The organism is Bacteroides sp. 3_1_13 (assembly GCF_001185845.1).
Lineage (GTDB): Bacteria > Bacteroidota > Bacteroidia > Bacteroidales > Bacteroidaceae > Bacteroides > Bacteroides xylanisolvens.
Genome location: NZ_KQ236956.1, coordinates 443,183 through 461,482 on the forward strand (window position 1 = coordinate 443,183; position 18,300 = coordinate 461,482).

Sequence of the window (18,300 nt, forward strand, 5' to 3'; positions counted from 1 at the left end):
TATAGGATAAGCTAATGAAATAGAAAAAGGATGCCGCCAATCAACTTGTCGGCATCTCTTTTTGTTTTATTAGTTGAAAAATATAGTGTAAAAGTTACTTAATTTTGTATGTTAACAAATTATTTGTCGTAACTTTGCACTCCAAATCTGTTTTTAAAGAATGAGACAACTAAAGATTACCAAAAGTATCACTAACAGAGAGAGCGCTTCTCTTGATAAGTATTTGCAGGAAATCGGCCGTGAAGACCTGATTACTGTCGAGGAAGAAGTGGAACTCGCTCAACGCATTCGTAAGGGTGACCGTGTAGCATTGGAAAAATTGACACGTGCCAATCTTCGTTTCGTCGTATCTGTGGCTAAACAGTACCAGAACCAGGGTTTGAGTTTGCCTGACTTGATTAATGAAGGCAATTTAGGACTGATTAAGGCTGCCGAGAAATTTGATGAGACACGTGGATTTAAGTTCATTAGCTACGCTGTATGGTGGATTCGCCAGTCTATTCTGCAAGCATTGGCAGAGCAGTCGCGTATTGTTCGTCTCCCGTTGAATCAGGTAGGTTCGCTGAATAAGATCAGCAAAGCCTTCTCGAAGTTTGAACAGGAAAACGAGCGGCGTCCGTCTCCCGAGGAGTTGGCAGACGAACTGGAAATTCCGGTTGATAAAATCTCTGATACGCTGAAGGTGTCCGGCCGTCATATTTCGGTGGATGCGCCTTTTGTGGAAGGAGAGGATAACAGCCTGTTGGATGTGTTGGTTAACGATGATTCGCCTATGGCGGACCGCTCTCTGGTTAATGAGTCTCTTGCGAGGGAAATTGATAGAGCTCTTTCTACGTTAACCGATAGAGAAAAAGAAATCATTCAGATGTTTTTCGGTATCGGACAACAAGAAATGACATTAGAAGAAATCGGCGATAAATTTGGCCTCACACGTGAGCGCGTTCGTCAGATTAAAGAAAAAGCAATTAGAAGACTTAGACAAAGTAATCGTAGTAAATTGCTCAAATCTTACTTGGGATAAGTAAGGAATATCAGTTTCTGAAAAAAAGAATTTGAGTCGCATAAGTCGCACTTTTCATGTAGAAGAATGTACTTATGCGACTTTTTATATAAGTCCTATTCTATAATTTAATCTTGTGCTATGTGAGTTTTATGAAGAAATCTGTTTTAATATCATTTGTTCTGGTTGCTTTGGGAGCAGGGGTGATGGCATACGCAAGATATGCGACATTGTCTTCTGACACGGTGCCTGTTAAAATAGAGCAACGTTTGCGTGAAAAAGCGCAGGCGGGAAGGGCTTATTGTGATAAGAACGGGTATAATACAAATTATTGCTTTCTGGTAGATTTCAGTATTCATTCCGGTAAAAGGCGTTTCTTTGTATGGGATTTCAAGGGAGATTCTGTGAAGTATGCAAGTCTTTGTGCGCATGGATACGGGAAAAACAGTACGCTGTCCAAGCCTGTATTCAGTAATGTGGAAGGTAGTTATTGCTCTTCTTTAGGAAAATATAAAGTAGGGATACGGTCGTATAGCAAGTGGGGGATTAATGTTCATTATAAATTGCATGGATTGGAAGCAACGAATAACAATGCTTTTAAACGGTATATCGTGTTACATTCTTATACTCCGATGCCGGAAACGGAGGTGTATCCTTTGCATCTTCCATTAGGAATCAGTCAAGGGTGTCCTGTGATATCTGATGAGGTGATGAGGAAGGTTGACAGGCTGCTCAAGGCAGAAAAGAAACCTGTATTGTTATGGATTTATGATTAAGAAATGCTATTTATTTGAGATAAATCGAGGTAGTCTCTTCTTTTTTGTTACCTTTGCGAAGTTAAAAATTATATGATATGAAATACGTAAAAATACTATTTGCAATTGCACTTGTGTTTACCATGTGCTCCGCTTTTTCTCTGAAAAAAGACCATTCTAAACCGGTTTATGCTTTTGGAATTTCTGCTTCATTTACGGATACGGTAGTCTATTTCACGGATATTCAGATATTAGATAGTGCGAAGGTTAGCAAAGAAGGATTCTTGGCTCATCGTGAATTATATAGTTATCAGTTGAAAAATTATCTGGAGGATAACCAACTGCAGCAGAATAGTACATGTATGATTTACTTCTCGGAAAACAGAAAGAAGTTGGAAAAAGAAGCAACGAAGATTCTGAATAAATATAAGAAGAATAATAGAATGACGGTATCGCGGATTGATTCAGATAAATTCCGCTTTACGAAACCGGAAGAGTAATAAGCAATAACTTAATTGTTAATATAATAAGAGATGCAGGTTTGCATCTCTTATTTTTTTATCTTTGTCCCTGTTATAAATGAGGAATATTATGAAAAAGATTAAAATATTATCGCTTTTGTTCGTATGTTTGTCGATTTTCTTATCAGCTTGTGGTGATGATGATACTCCTGTTCCAGTAACGGTAAAAACAGTCTTGATGTATCTTGTTGGAGACAATGATATCAGTAATGATATATATAACAATATAGCATCAGTTGAACGAGGATTGAGCGAAGTTACGTCTCCTGGTACATTTGTAATTTATTGGGATGGTGGCAGTAGAAAAGGTGAGTTTCCTGTCCCGACTCTGTTTAAGTATGAAGTGGATGGCAAAGGTTCTGTCAGTAAAAGAGAAGTGATAAAAACTTATAGTAGCCAGAATTCAGTATCAAATGAGGTGATAATTAATGTATTGAAAGATGTGGAGGCTTACTGTCCAGCTGAAAAGTATAGTCTGATTTTGGGTTCTCATGCTACCGGATGGTTGCCTGCGGACTATAGTAAGAGCCGTTCTTTTGGTGACGACAATGGAGCTAAAATTCATATTCCTGATTTATCGAAAGCTTTAGAACAATCAGGTATTCATTTTGATTATATATTATTTGACGCTTGTTTAATGTCTCAAGTTGAGGTTGCTTATGAATTAAGAAATACTGCTGATTATTTAATTCTTTCTCCTGCAGAGGTTATGAGTGCGGGTTTTCCTTATTTCAAGATAACGAAATATTTATTGTCTGCGGATAACTCAGAGCAGAATGCTATAAATGTCGCAAAGGACTTTATTGATTACTATAAAAATGAATATAGTTATTCGTGGGGTACTATTGCGGTGATAAAAACGAATGAAATATCGGCATTGGCGAATATTACTTGTTCAATTATGAAACAGTATCAGGACAATCTGGTTAAGTTTGATAATAGAAAAATAGATTATTTTCAAGCCCATTATGGTTATGGGAGGTCTCCTTTGGATCATTCGGCATATGATTTTCGAGCTTTTATGCGTGAATTGACTGATAATAATATTCCTTCTGATTTTGAAGAGCAATTGGAAAGGGTAGTTATATATAAGAACTATGTTGACGATTATAAATTGGTGAATATAGATTCGGATATATATTCGGGTATCGGGTGTTATATACCGGATACTAGGTATTTAAAATGGAATACTTATTTTAGGACTTTGCAATGGTATTCGGCTACCGGATGGGATGAGACTGGCTGGTAAATGCAGGAGGATATTTTTCAGATGTCAACCAGGTGAGAGCTACCCTCCACAAAAAAAGTAATGAACAGCCCGGCGGGTACAAAAGGTACAGTAGGTACACTGCATATTTTTCTCACACACACGTGCGTGCGTATAATAGGTATAGAAAGTACCGCTTGAGACTAAGTGGTTTCTATTGACAAACAGGGCAACCGCACCAAAAGTTTGTTTTATTTCCGCACGGTTCTGAATCATTTGATAACGGAACACCGTGTAACTGACCTCTTTCTTAATGAATAAAGTATAATAAATGCCACTATAAGATCATTGCCGTTCATCGATTTCACCTGATTGTCGAAATGCCGATGAATAAGGAGATAGCGGGTGAAGGCAAGTGGCAAATTCAGGCAAAACTGAACATTATCGGTTTCACCTTGTCTTTTCAAAATATTCCTTGAGCTAAAACTAATTTCATTATAGCTAATCCGGATATCATTATAGCTAATGAAAATATGCTTATAGCAAATCCACTGTCAGGTATTAACAGATAATCCATCAGGAGTTAATAGTATGGATGTCAAGTATTAACACCTTGATTATTATCTACTAACACTTGAGTTGGCAGATCTATATATTCAACACATTGTATCTATATACTTACCGCGTTGAATCTATACATTCAATACGGTGGCTCTATATGTCCAGCAATCGGTGTAAATAAATTTGAAAGGTGAAAGCAATAACGGGAGATTTCACCTTGATTTTTTCTACGCTTTCACCCGCTATCTCCTTATCCATCGATGTTTCAGAGATAAGGTGAAACTGGTGGAACTTATGACTCAAAAGTTCATGTTCTACTTATGCGAATCAGTAATTGAAAACAAATTTTCATTCATTTCCACACAGGTTTGAACAAGTTCATCCACACTAGATTTTGTTCCTTACCCGTTAAAATGAAACAAATTTTGGTGCGGTTCCTCTTGCTAATTTTATAAGACCTTACCTCATCTTGCGAGCTCTCTGCTGTTCTTGTTGTTTATATCCTGTTGCTCTTTCTCCCTTCATAAATTAGGAATAATACTGCACTCATTTGATTGAAACGCTTGATTGCATACAGCGTGTTTGTCAATGCAGGTGATAAGGGCATTATATAGCGCGCGTGTGCGTGTGTGATAGAGCCTCGAAAAAGTGTACCTGCTGTACCCGTTTGTTATTAACAGGGTAGTGCTTTGTTAATGCTAAAGCAGTGCTTTACGAGTGCTAAAGCTACGCTTTACGCTCTCTAAAGCTATGCTTTTTTTAAGTTCTTTCAAAGCGTCTGGTATTACTTTTGTTTCTTTGCTCATTCTCATGCCCCTTTCTCTACTGTTGAAAAAATATGTTCTACAACATCATTATCCTTCAGTGTTTTAGCAGATTCTTTCAAAAAAACTTCGAAAAAATAGTTTAATATATTTGGATTGTATACTAAAAGGGTGTACTTTTGCACCCGCTTTCCAAGAGAAGAAAGCCTTGCAGAATTGACATAGTGAAAAAGCGAAATTGCGCTTAAAGAAAAGAACAAAAAAACTTCCGAAAAGTTTTGGAGGATAATAAATAAAGTTCTTATCTTTGCAGTCCGATTCGCAAAGAAAACGGCCTTTGTTTTTCTTTTATACATTCTTTCCCTTTCGCATAGAGAGCCTGAGAAATGAGTAAAAAGAAAAAATAAAAAAAACTTCCGAAAAAGTTTGGTAGTTAAAAATAAAGCCTTTACCTTTGCACCCGCTTTTGAAACGAAGGCAGCAAGTTCTTTGAAATATTGATAAACAATACAAGTAGTACAAGTAAAAAAATAGAACCGTCAATACTTGTCCGAGAGAGTAGCGATACGATTGAAGATAATAGGTATTTGAATAAGGTCAATAGATTTACGGCGTCCTGAACAGAGCAAAAAATCATCTTAACAGATGAAAAAGATACTTTTACAATGAAGAGTTTGATCCTGGCTCAGGATGAACGCTAGCTACAGGCTTAACACATGCAAGTCGAGGGGCAGCATTTTAGTTTGCTTGCAAACTAAAGATGGCGACCGGCGCACGGGTGAGTAACACGTATCCAACCTGCCGATAACTCGGGGATAGCCTTTCGAAAGAAAGATTAATATCCGATAGTATATTAAAACCGCATGGTTTTACTATTAAAGAATTTCGGTTATCGATGGGGATGCGTTCCATTAGTTTGTTGGCGGGGTAACGGCCCACCAAGACTACGATGGATAGGGGTTCTGAGAGGAAGGTCCCCCACATTGGAACTGAGACACGGTCCAAACTCCTACGGGAGGCAGCAGTGAGGAATATTGGTCAATGGACGAGAGTCTGAACCAGCCAAGTAGCGTGAAGGATGACTGCCCTATGGGTTGTAAACTTCTTTTATATGGGAATAAAGTATTCCACGTGTGGAATTTTGTATGTACCATATGAATAAGGATCGGCTAACTCCGTGCCAGCAGCCGCGGTAATACGGAGGATCCGAGCGTTATCCGGATTTATTGGGTTTAAAGGGAGCGTAGGTGGATTGTTAAGTCAGTTGTGAAAGTTTGCGGCTCAACCGTAAAATTGCAGTTGAAACTGGCAGTCTTGAGTACAGTAGAGGTGGGCGGAATTCGTGGTGTAGCGGTGAAATGCTTAGATATCACGAAGAACTCCGATTGCGAAGGCAGCTCACTAGACTGCAACTGACACTGATGCTCGAAAGTGTGGGTATCAAACAGGATTAGATACCCTGGTAGTCCACACAGTAAACGATGAATACTCGCTGTTTGCGATATACAGTAAGCGGCCAAGCGAAAGCATTAAGTATTCCACCTGGGGAGTACGCCGGCAACGGTGAAACTCAAAGGAATTGACGGGGGCCCGCACAAGCGGAGGAACATGTGGTTTAATTCGATGATACGCGAGGAACCTTACCCGGGCTTAAATTGCATTTGAATAATCTGGAAACAGGTTAGCCGCAAGGCAAATGTGAAGGTGCTGCATGGTTGTCGTCAGCTCGTGCCGTGAGGTGTCGGCTTAAGTGCCATAACGAGCGCAACCCTTATCTTTAGTTACTAACAGGTCATGCTGAGGACTCTAGAGAGACTGCCGTCGTAAGATGTGAGGAAGGTGGGGATGACGTCAAATCAGCACGGCCCTTACGTCCGGGGCTACACACGTGTTACAATGGGGGGTACAGAAGGCAGCTACCTGGCGACAGGATGCTAATCCCAAAAACCTCTCTCAGTTCGGATCGAAGTCTGCAACCCGACTTCGTGAAGCTGGATTCGCTAGTAATCGCGCATCAGCCATGGCGCGGTGAATACGTTCCCGGGCCTTGTACACACCGCCCGTCAAGCCATGAAAGCCGGGGGTACCTGAAGTACGTAACCGCAAGGAGCGTCCTAGGGTAAAACTGGTAATTGGGGCTAAGTCGTAACAAGGTAGCCGTACCGGAAGGTGCGGCTGGAACACCTCCTTTCTGGAGCGATGTCGTAACTGTCACAACCGTGACAGTCACTTATAGACTTTAAAGGTTCTGTTTTTTGTACTACTGGTACTTGTTTATTTATAATATATAGATCAACCATCTATAGAAGTATAGATAGAGATAAACAAGAGAAAAAAGAAGCCGAGTCTAGACGAAAGGTAGACAAGGTTGAACTAGTCCTATAGCTCAGTTGGTTAGAGCGCTACACTGATAATGTAGAGGTCGGCAGTTCAACTCTGCCTGGGACTACCAAGCTCAAGAACGAGGAATAGTGACAGCTAAAAGCTAAAAACTAAAAACAACATTCTTGAACAACCTCTTGGGGGATTAGCTCAGCTGGCTAGAGCATCTGCCTTGCACGCAGAGGGTCAACGGTTCGAATCCGTTATTCTCCACGATCTCTGAAAAGAGAAACGATCTTTGACATGATGTACAAAAAGTAAAATTAAAAGTAAGAGCTAAAAGTATATATCAAACCGTACGTGTTCGAATATGCAATATTGACAGCCGGAAGCAATTCCCAAGTCAATACCAGTATGAGAATAAAACGTTTGAAAGAAAGTAAGCAAGGGCGCATGGCGGATGCCTTGGCTCTCGGAGGCGATGAAGGACGTGATAAGCTGCGATAAGCTTCGGGTAGGTGCAAATAACCTTTGATCCGAAGATTTCCGAATGGGACAACCCGTCATTCTGAAGGAATGACATCTTGCATAGCAAGAGGCTAACGCAGGGAACTGAAACATCTTAGTACCTGCAGGAAAAGAAAATAATAATGATTCCCCAAGTAGTGGCGAGCGAACGGGGATTAGCCCAAACCAATGTTGTTACGGCAATATTGGGGTTGTAGGACCACGATATCGCAAGAAATTTAGTGAGAAGAATTCTTTGGAAAATGAAACCATAGACGGTGATAGTCCGGTATTCGAAGCTAAACGAAGCGTAGTGGTATCCTGAGTAGCGCGGGACACGAGGAATCTTGCGTGAATCTGCCGGGACCATCCGGTAAGGCTAAATACTCCCGAGAGACCGATAGCGAACCAGTACTGTGAAGGAAAGGTGAAAAGCACTTCGAATAGAAGAGTGAAATAGTCCCTGAAACCGTGCGCCTACAAGCGGTCGGAGCAGCGTAAGTTGTGACGGCGTGCCTTTTGCATAATGAACCTACGAGTTACTTTTTCCGGCAAGGTTAAGCATTTCAAAATGTGTAGCCGAAGCGAAAGCGAGTCTGAACAGGGCGATTAGTCGGAAGGAGTAGACGCGAAACCAAGTGATCTACCCTTGGTCAGGTTGAAGGTTAGGTAACACTAACTGGAGGACCGAACCGATAAGCGTTGAAAAGCTTCCGGATGAACTGAGGGTGGGGGTGAAAGGCTAATCAAACTTGGAGATAGCTCGTACTCCCCGAAATGCATTTAGGTGCAGCCTTGGGAATTACTACTGTGAGGTAGAGCGACTGATAAGATGCGAGGGCTTCACCGCCTATCAAGTCTTGATAAACTCCGAATGCGCAGTAGTTCGATCCCAGGAGTGAGGGCATGGGTGCTAAGGTCCATGTCCTAAAGGAGAAGAATCCGGACCATCAGCTAAGGTCCCGAAATAATTGCTAAGTTGAACTAACGAAGTCAGATTGCTAAGACAGCTAGGATGTTGGCTTGGAAGCAGCCATTCATTTAAAGAGTGCGTAACAGCTCACTAGTCGAGGAGTTTGGCGTGGATAATAATCGGGCATTAAGCAATTTACCGAAGCTATGGGATCAGTAATGATCGGTAGGGGAGCATTCCACTCCGCGTCGAAGGTGAAGCGTGAGCTTTGCTGGAGCGTGTGGAAAAGCAAATGTAGGTATAAGTAACGATAAAGGGGGTGAGAAACCCCCTCGCCGAAAGACTAAGGTTTCCTGATCAACGCTAATCGGATCAGGGTTAGTCGGGTCCTAAGGCTCAGCCGAACGGTGAGGCCGATGGCAGAACAGGTTAATATTCCTGTACTACCTTAAAGAGTGACGTGGAGACGGAGCAGTGATAGCGCCGCGGACTGACGGAATAGTCCGTTGAAGGGTGTAGATGTTGATCTTTGCAGGCAAATCCACAAAGAGAGTCGAACCTGATAGTATACCAAATTCTTCGGAATAAGGTAATAGTGCGTGTAAACATACTTCCAAGAAAATCCGCTAAACTTAATCTTTAAGGTACCCGTACCGCAAACGGACACACGTAGTCGGGTTGAATATACTAAGGCGCTTGAGTGATTCACGGTTAAGGAACTAGGCAAATTGACCCTGTAACTTCGGGATAAAGGGTCCCAACGAGAGTTGGGCGCAGAGAATAGGTCCAGGCAACTGTTTAACAAAAACACAGGGCTGTGCTAAATTGAAAGATTACGTATACAGCCTGACACCTGCCCGGTGCTGGAAGGTTAAGAGGAGATGTCATCGCAAGAGAAGCATTGAATTGAAGCCCCAGTAAACGGCGGCCGTAACTATAACGGTCCTAAGGTAGCGAAATTCCTTGTCGGGTAAGTTCCGACCTGCACGAATGGTGTAATGATCTGGACACTGTCTCAACCGTGAGCTCAGTGAAATTGTAGTATCGGTGAAGATGCCGATTACCCGCGATGGGACGAAAAGACCCCGTGAACCTTTACTATAGCTTAACATTGAATTTGGGTAATTGATGTGTAGGATAGGCCGGAGACTTCGAAGCAGGTACGCCAGTATTTGTGGAGTCGCTGTTGAAATACGGCCCTTTGATTATTTGAGTTCTAACTCGTAGATGCGAGGACACTGTTTGGTGGGTAGTTTGACTGGGGTGGTCGCCTCCAAAAGTGTAACGGAGGCTTCTAAAGGTGCCCTCAGGACGATTGGTAACCGTCCGTAGAGTGTAATGGCATAAGGGCGCTTGACTGGGAGACAGACAAGTCGATCAGGTAGGAAACTAGAGCATAGTGATCCGGTGTTTCCGCATGGAAGGGACATCGCTCAAAGGATAAAAGGTACTCCGGGGATAACAGGCTGATCCCTCCCAAGAGCTCATATCGACGGAGGGGTTTGGCACCTCGATGTCGGCTCGTCACATCCTGGGGCTGGAGAAGGTCCCAAGGGTTGGGCTGTTCGCCCATTAAAGTGGCACGCGAGCTGGGTTCAGAACGTCGTGAGACAGTTCGGTCTCTATCTATCGTGGGCGTATGAAATTTGCGTGGCTCTGACACTAGTACGAGAGGACCGTGTTGGACTGACCGCTGGTTTACCAGTTGTGCCGCCAGGTGCATCGCTGGGTATCTAAGTCGGGATTGGATAAGTGCTGAAAGCATCTAAGTACGAAGCCAGCCACAAGATTAGATTTCTTAGGGTCGTTAAAGACGATGACGTTGATAGGATGCAGGTGTAAAGGTGGTAACATCAAAGCCGAGCATTACTAATTGCCCGTTCACTTTCTTTCAAATATGTACCGGTTGGGTATATACGTTTAGCGGATTACTGATACAGAAACTGGAAACAGAGAACAGAAACATACTAGTAATAACTTGAGATTTTACTTTTCATCATGTCATAACCTTATTCAGGTGGTTATAGCACGAGGGTTCCACCTCTTCCCATTCCGAACAGAGAAGTTAAGCCTCGTCACGCCGATGGTACTGCGTAACAGTGGGAGAGTAGGTAGCCGCCGTTTTTAGAGAAGCCCCTTGATTCAGCAACGAATCAAGGGGCTTTCTGTTGTTTGGTACTTTGCAAAAAGATTCATCAATGAATCAAGAGGGGCTGTTTTTAAGGACGGTAAAAGATAACCTCTTCTCTTCTTTCGCAAATAGGATAGCAGTATTCACTAATGCTAAATGTGATACCAATAGCTTTTGTTATTTAATCTTGTATTAATATCCTGTTTGTCGCTTTCAATATATATTTGTTTTTAAATATCTTTTGGATTCCTTATATTTGTTTTCCGGTTTGAAAGATCCGGAAATGTGTCATTTAGTAATAGGAAAAGGGCAAAAGTGGAACAAAATAGGTGTAGGTCTGTGATTTTTTTGCAAACGAATCTTTTTTCTTTTCTTCTTTCTCTTTTTTATCAAATTGATTTTTGTAAATTTGGCGAGAATCTGAGAAAGGACACATAGTTAATATAGTAATAATACTAAATACTCCTGTTAATATGGAAAACAAAATTCAAGAGTTGACCGATAAGATTTATCGTGAAGGCGTGGAAAAAGGAAACGAGGAAGCGCAAAGACTTATCGCGAATGCTCAGGAAGAAGCTAAGAAAATCATTGAGGATGCCCGTAAAGAGGCAGAATCAATTGTAAACTCCTCTCGTAAATCTGCTGATGAGTTAGCAGAAAATACTAAATCAGAGTTAAAACTATTTGCCGGTCAGGCTGTGAATGCGCTCAAATCTGAAGTCGCTACAATGGTAACTGACAAGTTGATAACCGCTTCCGTGAAAGATTTCGCTCAGGATAAAGATTATCTGAACGCGTTTATCGTAGCATTGGCATCCAAATGGAGCATAGACGAACCTATCGTCATCTCAACAGCCGATGCGGAATCACTGAAAAAGTATTTTGCAGCTCATGCAAAAGCTTTATTAGACAAGGGAGTGACTATTCAGCAAGTAAATGGTATCAAGACTCTGTTTACCGTTTCTCCGGCGGACGGTTCGTATAAGGTGAACTTCGGAGAAGAAGAATTCATGAATTACTTCAAAGCGTTCTTGCGTCCTCAATTAGTAGAAATGCTATTTTAAAAGAAGCGACTATGAGTAGTAAGTACTATTACTTGGTAGCAGGTTTGCCGGAACTTTCACTGGAAGACAGTAAGCTGAGCTATACAGTAGCCGATTTTAAAACTGAAATCTACAATGGATTGTCTGCTTCAGACCGGAAGTTGATCGACTTGTTTTATCTGAAGTTTGATAATGCAAATGTGCTGAAACTTCTCAAAGATAAAGAAGCGGAAATCGACAAACGGGGAAACTACTCTGCTGAAGAGCTCACAGAATATATTTCTATTCTGAGAGAAGGCGGAGAAATCAGTCCTAAAGAATTTCCGGTTTATCTCTCCACTTTTATAACTGATTATTTGAATACTCCGGCTGAAAGTACGACTTTGCACGAAGATCATCTGGCTGCTTTGTATTATGAGTATGCCATGAAGTGTGGAAATAAGTTTGTTTCTGCCTGGTTTGAATTCAATCTGAACATCAATAATATTCTTGTTGCATTTACCAGCCGTAAATTCAAGTGGGATATTGCTTCCAATGTTGTGGGAAATACGGAAGTATGCGAAGCATTGCGTACATCAAGTGCCCGCGATTTCGGACTGTCCGGTGAAGTGGATGTTTTTGAATCGTTAGTGAAAATCAGTGAGATTACAGAACTGGTGGAGCGTGAGAAGAAGTTGGATGCCCTGCGGTGGAACTGGATGGAGGATGCTATTTTCTTCGACTATTTCACTATTGAGCGTATTTTTGCTTTCCTGCTGAAGCTGGAAATGATTGAAAGGTGGATTTCACTGGATAAGGAAAGAGGTAATCAGTTGTTCAGAAGCATTATTGAGTCGCTGAAGAACGAAGTGCAGATTCCTGCAGAATTCAGATAATAAAATAAAAAAAATATATGGCAACAAAAGGAACTGTTAGTGGCGTTATTGCCAACATGGTGACCCTCGTCGTTGACGGACCGGTAGCTCAAAATGAGATTTGTTATATCTCGACCGGTGGCGATAAGTTGATGGCGGAGGTGATTAAGGTTGTAGGTTCACATGTATATGTCCAGGTGTTTGAAAGTACCCGTGGACTGAAAGTGGGCGCCGAAGCCGAATTTACAGGACACATGCTTGAGGTGACATTAGGCCCGGGTATGTTATCGAAAAACTATGATGGTCTGCAAAATGACCTCGACAAGATGGACGGAGTTTTCCTGAAGAGAGGACAATATACGTATCCGTTGGATAAAGAGCGTATATGGCATTTCGTACCATTGGTGAATGTAGGTGACAAAGTGCAGGCTTCTGCATGGTTGGGACAGGTGGATGAAAACTTTCAGCCGTTAAAAATAATGGCCCCGTTCACTATGAAGGGAACGGCTACCGTAAAAACAATCATGCCGGAAGGTGATTATAAGATAGAAGATACTATCGCAATCCTGACAGACGAAGAAGGTAATGATATTCCTGTAACTATGATTCAGAGATGGCCCGTAAAACGTGCGATGACGAATTATAAGGAAAAACCGCGTCCTTTCAAATTGTTGGAGACTGGTGTACGTGTGATTGATACGCTGAATCCGATTGTGGAAGGTGGTACGGGATTTATTCCCGGTCCGTTCGGTACAGGTAAAACGGTGCTTCAGCATGCTATTTCTAAGCAGGCGGAAGCGGATATCGTTATCATTGCAGCTTGCGGTGAACGTGCGAATGAGGTGGTGGAAATCTTTACCGAGTTCCCCGAACTGGTAGACCCGCACACAGGACGTAAGTTGATGGAGCGTACTATTATTATTGCCAATACTTCTAACATGCCGGTAGCTGCGCGTGAAGCATCTGTATATACAGCGATGACACTGGCGGAATATTACCGTTCAATGGGATTGAAAGTCTTGTTGATGGCCGACTCTACTTCCCGCTGGGCACAGGCTCTGCGTGAGATGTCCAACCGTATGGAAGAGTTGCCTGGACCAGATGCTTTCCCGATGGATATTTCGGCTATTATCTCTAACTTCTACGGTCGTGCGGGATATGTAAAACTGAGCAATGACGAAACGGGTTCTATTACATTTATCGGTACGGTATCTCCTGCCGGTGGTAACTTGAAGGAGCCGGTAACTGAAAATACGAAGAAGGTAGCCCGTTGTTTCTATGCATTGGAACAGGACCGTGCCGATAAAAAACGTTATCCGGCAGTGAATCCGATTGATTCTTATTCAAAATATATCGAATATCCGGAATTTGAAGAGTATATCAAAGGTCATATCAATGATGAATGGATCGGAAAGGTAAATGAACTTAAGACCCGTTTACAGCGTGGTAAGGAAATTGCCGAACAGATCAATATCCTCGGTGACGATGGTGTGCCGGTAGAATATCACGTGATCTTCTGGAAATCTGAATTGATTGACTTTGTAATCCTGCAACAGGATGCTTTTGACGAAATTGACGCGGTAACTCCGATGGAACGTCAGGAAGACATTCTGAATATGATAATCGACATCTGTCATACGGAATTTGAATTTGATAACTTCAACGAAGTAATGGACTACTTCAAGAAGATGATTAATATCTGTAAGCAGATGAACTATTCGAAGTTCAAATCAGAACAGTATGAAGGATTCCAGAAACAACTGAAGGAATTGATTGAAGAGAGGAAACTTCAATCGTAAATCGTAAATTGTTAAATCGTAAATAAGTAAGATGGCAACAAAAGCTTTTCAAAAGATATATACCAAGATTACTCAGATTACCAAGGCTACTTGTTCGTTGAAAGCGACAGGAGTAGGGTATGATGAGCTTGCCACCGTGGACGGTAAACTGGCACAGGTGGTAAAGATTGCCGGTGACGATGTCACTTTGCAGGTATTTGAAGGTACGGAAGGTATTCCGACCAATGCCGAAGTAGTATTTCTCGGCAAATCGCCTACATTGAAAGTGAGTGAGCAGCTGGCCGGACGTTTCTTCAATGCTTTCGGTGACCCGATTGATGGAGGTCCGGACATTGAAGGACAGGAAGTGGAAATTGGTGGTCCGTCTGTGAATCCGGTTCGGCGTAAACAACCGTCGGAACTGATTGCAACGGGTATTGCCGGTATCGACTTGAACAATACATTGGTATCCGGTCAGAAGATTCCGTTCTTTGCCGACCCGGACCAACCGTTCAACCAGGTAATGGCAAACGTGGCCTTACGTGCTGAAACGGATAAGATTATCCTCGGCGGTATGGGTATGACGAATGATGACTACCTGTATTTTAAGAATGTGTTCTCTAATGCCGGTGCGCTCGACCGTATCGTGAGTTTCATGAATACGACCGAAAACCCGCCGGTAGAACGTTTGCTGATTCCGGATATGGCACTGACTGCTGCTGAATATTTTGCAGTAAATAATGATGAGAAGGTGTTGGTACTGTTGACGGATATGACGAGCTACGCCGATGCGTTGGCAATCGTGTCCAACCGTATGGACCAGATTCCGTCTAAAGATTCTATGCCGGGATCACTTTACTCGGACTTGGCAAAGATTTACGAAAAGGCGGTGCAGTTCCCTTCTGGCGGTTCAATCACCATTATTGCGGTGACTACTTTGTCCGGTGGAGATATTACTCACGCTGTGCCTGATAATACGGGTTACATCACAGAAGGTCAGTTGTTCCTGCGTCGTGATAGTGATATTGGTAAGGTTATTGTTGACCCGTTCCGTTCATTGTCTCGTTTGAAACAGCTGGTAACCGGTAAGAAGACGCGTAAAGACCATCCGCAGGTGATGAATGCTGCCGTACGTCTTTATGCCGATGCCGCTAACGCTAAGACGAAGATGGAAAACGGTTTCGACCTGACAAACTACGACGAACGTACGTTGGCTTTTGCGAAGGACTATTCCAATCAGTTATTGGCTATTGATGTCAACCTTGATACGACTGAAATGCTGGACGTTGCCTGGGGCTTGTTCGGTAAATACTTCCGTCCGGAAGAAGTGAATATCAAGAAAGACTTAGTGGATCAATACTGGCCGAAACAAAATAATTAGACAATTAGGCGATTTGCCGTTTACGGTTGAAGTTTGTGGATTATCAATGTTTATAAGAAGTAAATTCAATCGTGTGATTGTAAATCGTTAAATTAGTAAATCAACGAGATGGCTATAAAGTTTCAATATAACAAAACCTCTCTTCAGCAGCTCGAAAAGCAACTGAAAGTGCGGGTGCGTACGCTTCCTATCATTAAGAATAAGGAAAGCGCCCTCCGCATGGAAGTGAAACGCTGTAAAACGGAAGCTGCCGATCTGGAGGATAGGCTCGAACAACAAATTCAAGCCTATGAAGCCATGTTCGCCCTTTGGAATGAGTTTGACGCTTCATTAATAAAGGTGAATGATGTTCATCTTGGCGTGAAAAAGATTGCGGGTGTGCGCGTACCGTTGCTCGAGAATGTAGAATTCGAGATACGTCCGTACAGTATGTTTAATGCTCCCAAGTGGTATGCCGACGGTATCCACCTGTTGGAGGAGCTGGCTCATACGGCAATTGAACGTGAATTTATGCTCGCCAAGCTGAACTTGTTAGAACATGCAAGGAAAAAGACCACTCAAAAGGTGAACCTTTTTGAGAAGGTGCAGATACCGGGCTATCAGGATGCATTGCGAAAAATCAAGCGATTTATGGAAGATGAAGAAAACCTGTCGAAATCTTCGCAAAAGATCATGAAGTCCCATCAAGAAAAAAGGAAGGAGGTAGAGGCATGATTACAAAAATGAAGAAACTCACCTTTCTGGTGTATCACAAAGAATATGAAGAATTCCTGAACAGTCTGCGGGAGCTTGGTGTAGTCCACATTGTGGAGAAACAACAGGGGGCTGCCGATAACACGGAGTTGCAGGATAATATTCGTCTTTCCAACCGTTTGGCGGCTACCTTGAAGTTGCTTCAGAACCAGAAGCATGAAAAGAATGCCGTGATTGCTACGGAAGGAGGAACGGCTGCCCGTGGAATGCAAGTGCTGGACGAAGTGGATGCTTTACAGACAGAGCATGGAAAGTTGTCGCAGCAGTTGCAAAGCTATGCCAAAGAAAAAGAAGCTCTGGAAGCCTGGGGCAACTTTGAACCGGCAAATGTTCAGAAGCTGAAAGATGCCGGTTATGTAATCGGTTTCTATAGCTGTTCGGAAGGAAATTACAAAGAAGAGTGGGAAACGGAATACAATGCAATGATTGTGAACCGCATTTCTTCTAAAGTATTCTTCGTGACTGTAACGAAAGGCGGAGAGGAAGTGGACTTGGATGTAGAGCAGGCTAAATTACCTGCATACTCTTTGGCACATCTTGAAACGCTTTACAATACAACAGAACAGGCCGTTGAAGAGAATGAAAAAAGACTGGTTGCACTTTCCGAAACGGATATTCCTTCCTTGAAGGCTGCTCTGAAAGAGTTGCAAAGTCAGATTGAATTCTCTAAAGTTGTGTTAAGTTCCGAGCAGACTGCCGGTGACAAACTGATGTTGATTGAAGGATGGGCGCCTGCATTCAGTCAAGTGGAGATAGAGGCTTATCTGAATGACGCACATGTATATTATGAGATTACCGATCCGATGCCGGGCGATAATGTTCCTATTCGATTGAATAATAAGGGATTCTTTGCTTGGTTCGAACCGATCTGTAAGCTGTATATGCTTCCGAAGTATAATGAGTTGGACTTGACACCGTTCTTTGCCCCATTCTTTATGGTCTTTTTCGGACTTTGTCTGGGAGATTCCGGATATGGTTTGTTCCTGTTCCTGGGAGCTACGGCCTATCGGTTGATGGCGAAGAAAGTAACCCCGTCAATGAAGTCAATCATCTCATTGATACAGGTATTGGCGGTATCAACGTTCTTCTGCGGTTTGCTGACTGGTACGTTCTTCGGAGCGAACATCTACAATTTGGATTGGCCGATTGTGCAACGCTTGAAACATGCTGTCATGATGGATAATAATGATATGTTCCAATTATCGTTGATATTGGGAGCTATCCAGATTTTATTCGGTATGGTACTGAAAGCTGTGAATCAGACGATTCAGTTTGGTTTCAAATATGCAGTGGCAACTATCGGATGGATCATCCTGCTGGTTTCAATGGCAGTTTCAGCTTTGTTACCGGACGTAATGCCGATGGGAAGCACGGTGCACTTGATAATCCTGGGTGTTTCAGCTGCTATGATTTTCCTTTATAACAGTCCGGGAAAGAACATATTCCTGAATATCGGATTGGGATTGTGGGATTCATACAACATGGTTACTGGTTTGCTTGGAGATGTTTTGTCCTACGTTCGTCTGTTTGCTCTCGGACTTTCCGGAGGTATTCTGGCGGGAGTGTTCAACAGTCTGGCAGTAGGTATGAGTCCGGATAATGTAATAGCAGGCCCGATTGTAATGGTGCTGATTTTCGTGATCGGTCATGCAATCAATATTTTCATGAATGTGCTGGGTGCAATGGTTCACCCAATGCGTCTGACGTTCGTTGAGTTCTTCAAGAACTCCGGATATGAAGGAGGCGGTAAAGAGTACAAACCGTTCAGAAATTAAAAAAACTGAAGATTAAAAATTAGAAATAGAGAATT

Annotated in this window: 10 protein-coding genes, 2 tRNA genes and 3 rRNA genes; all 15 read left to right on the forward strand. The window is 42.4% G+C overall.

Annotated elements, in window-relative coordinates; all coding sequences use genetic code 11:
- Positions 1–160: 160 nt before the first annotated feature.
- The 15 genes from HMPREF9009_RS14240 to HMPREF9009_RS14315 all read left to right on the forward strand — a co-directional run bounded on the left by HMPREF9009_RS14240 (position 161) and on the right by HMPREF9009_RS14315 (position 18,265).
- On the forward strand, positions 161–1,021 hold the full coding sequence (locus HMPREF9009_RS14240; RefSeq protein WP_002561589.1) for a sigma-70 family RNA polymerase sigma factor: 861 nt from the start codon (positions 161–163) through the stop codon (positions 1,019–1,021).
- Positions 1,022–1,152: 131 nt separating this feature from the next.
- Positions 1,153–1,776, forward strand: a complete 624-nt coding sequence (locus tag HMPREF9009_RS14245) for a murein L,D-transpeptidase catalytic domain-containing protein (RefSeq protein ID WP_128859729.1) — start codon at positions 1,153–1,155, stop codon at positions 1,774–1,776.
- Positions 1,777–1,853: 77 nt separating this feature from the next.
- Complete coding sequence (locus tag HMPREF9009_RS14250) at positions 1,854–2,255, forward strand: hypothetical protein (protein ID WP_004310274.1); 402 nt, start codon at positions 1,854–1,856, stop codon at positions 2,253–2,255.
- Between the two features lie 91 nt (positions 2,256–2,346).
- Positions 2,347–3,525 carry a clostripain-related cysteine peptidase gene (locus HMPREF9009_RS14255; RefSeq protein WP_004303863.1) on the forward strand — a complete coding sequence of 393 codons (1,179 nt, stop codon included), beginning with the start codon at positions 2,347–2,349 and terminating at the stop codon, positions 3,523–3,525.
- A 1,945-nt stretch (positions 3,526–5,470) separates the two neighbouring features.
- Positions 5,471–6,999: ribosomal RNA gene (locus HMPREF9009_RS14265) — 16S ribosomal RNA — on the forward strand.
- Positions 7,000–7,183: 184 nt separating this feature from the next.
- Positions 7,184–7,260 (forward strand) — tRNA-Ile (locus HMPREF9009_RS14270).
- Positions 7,261–7,329: 69 nt separating this feature from the next.
- Positions 7,330–7,403 (forward strand) — tRNA-Ala (locus tag HMPREF9009_RS14275).
- Positions 7,404–7,563: 160 nt separating this feature from the next.
- Positions 7,564–10,443: ribosomal RNA gene (locus HMPREF9009_RS14280) — 23S ribosomal RNA — on the forward strand.
- Between the two features lie 120 nt (positions 10,444–10,563).
- A 5S ribosomal RNA gene (rrf, locus tag HMPREF9009_RS14285) occupies positions 10,564–10,674 on the forward strand.
- The 16S, 23S and 5S rRNA genes sit together here with 2 tRNA genes alongside, the layout of an rRNA operon.
- A gap of 480 nt (positions 10,675–11,154) precedes the next feature.
- Positions 11,155–11,745 carry a V-type ATP synthase subunit E family protein gene (locus tag HMPREF9009_RS14290; RefSeq protein ID WP_004316780.1) on the forward strand — a complete coding sequence of 197 codons (591 nt, stop codon included), beginning with the start codon at positions 11,155–11,157 and terminating at the stop codon, positions 11,743–11,745.
- Positions 11,746–11,756: 11 nt separating this feature from the next.
- Complete coding sequence (locus HMPREF9009_RS14295) at positions 11,757–12,599, forward strand: DUF2764 domain-containing protein (protein ID WP_008022965.1); 843 nt, start codon at positions 11,757–11,759, stop codon at positions 12,597–12,599.
- A gap of 17 nt (positions 12,600–12,616) precedes the next feature.
- Complete coding sequence (locus HMPREF9009_RS14300) at positions 12,617–14,377, forward strand: V-type ATP synthase subunit A (protein WP_004316778.1); 1,761 nt, start codon at positions 12,617–12,619, stop codon at positions 14,375–14,377.
- Between the two features lie 31 nt (positions 14,378–14,408).
- On the forward strand, positions 14,409–15,737 hold the full coding sequence (locus HMPREF9009_RS14305; protein ID WP_049702532.1) for a V-type ATP synthase subunit B: 1,329 nt from the start codon (positions 14,409–14,411) through the stop codon (positions 15,735–15,737).
- 108 nt (positions 15,738–15,845) lie between these two features.
- Entirely contained in the window at positions 15,846–16,451 is a 606-nt protein-coding gene (locus tag HMPREF9009_RS14310) for a V-type ATP synthase subunit D (protein ID WP_004297640.1), read from the forward strand.
- Positions 16,448–18,265 carry a V-type ATP synthase subunit I gene (locus tag HMPREF9009_RS14315; RefSeq protein ID WP_049702533.1) on the forward strand — a complete coding sequence of 606 codons (1,818 nt, stop codon included), beginning with the start codon at positions 16,448–16,450 and terminating at the stop codon, positions 18,263–18,265. Before HMPREF9009_RS14310 ends, HMPREF9009_RS14315 begins: the two co-directional genes overlap by 4 nt.
- The last annotated feature ends 35 nt before the right edge of the window (positions 18,266–18,300 follow it).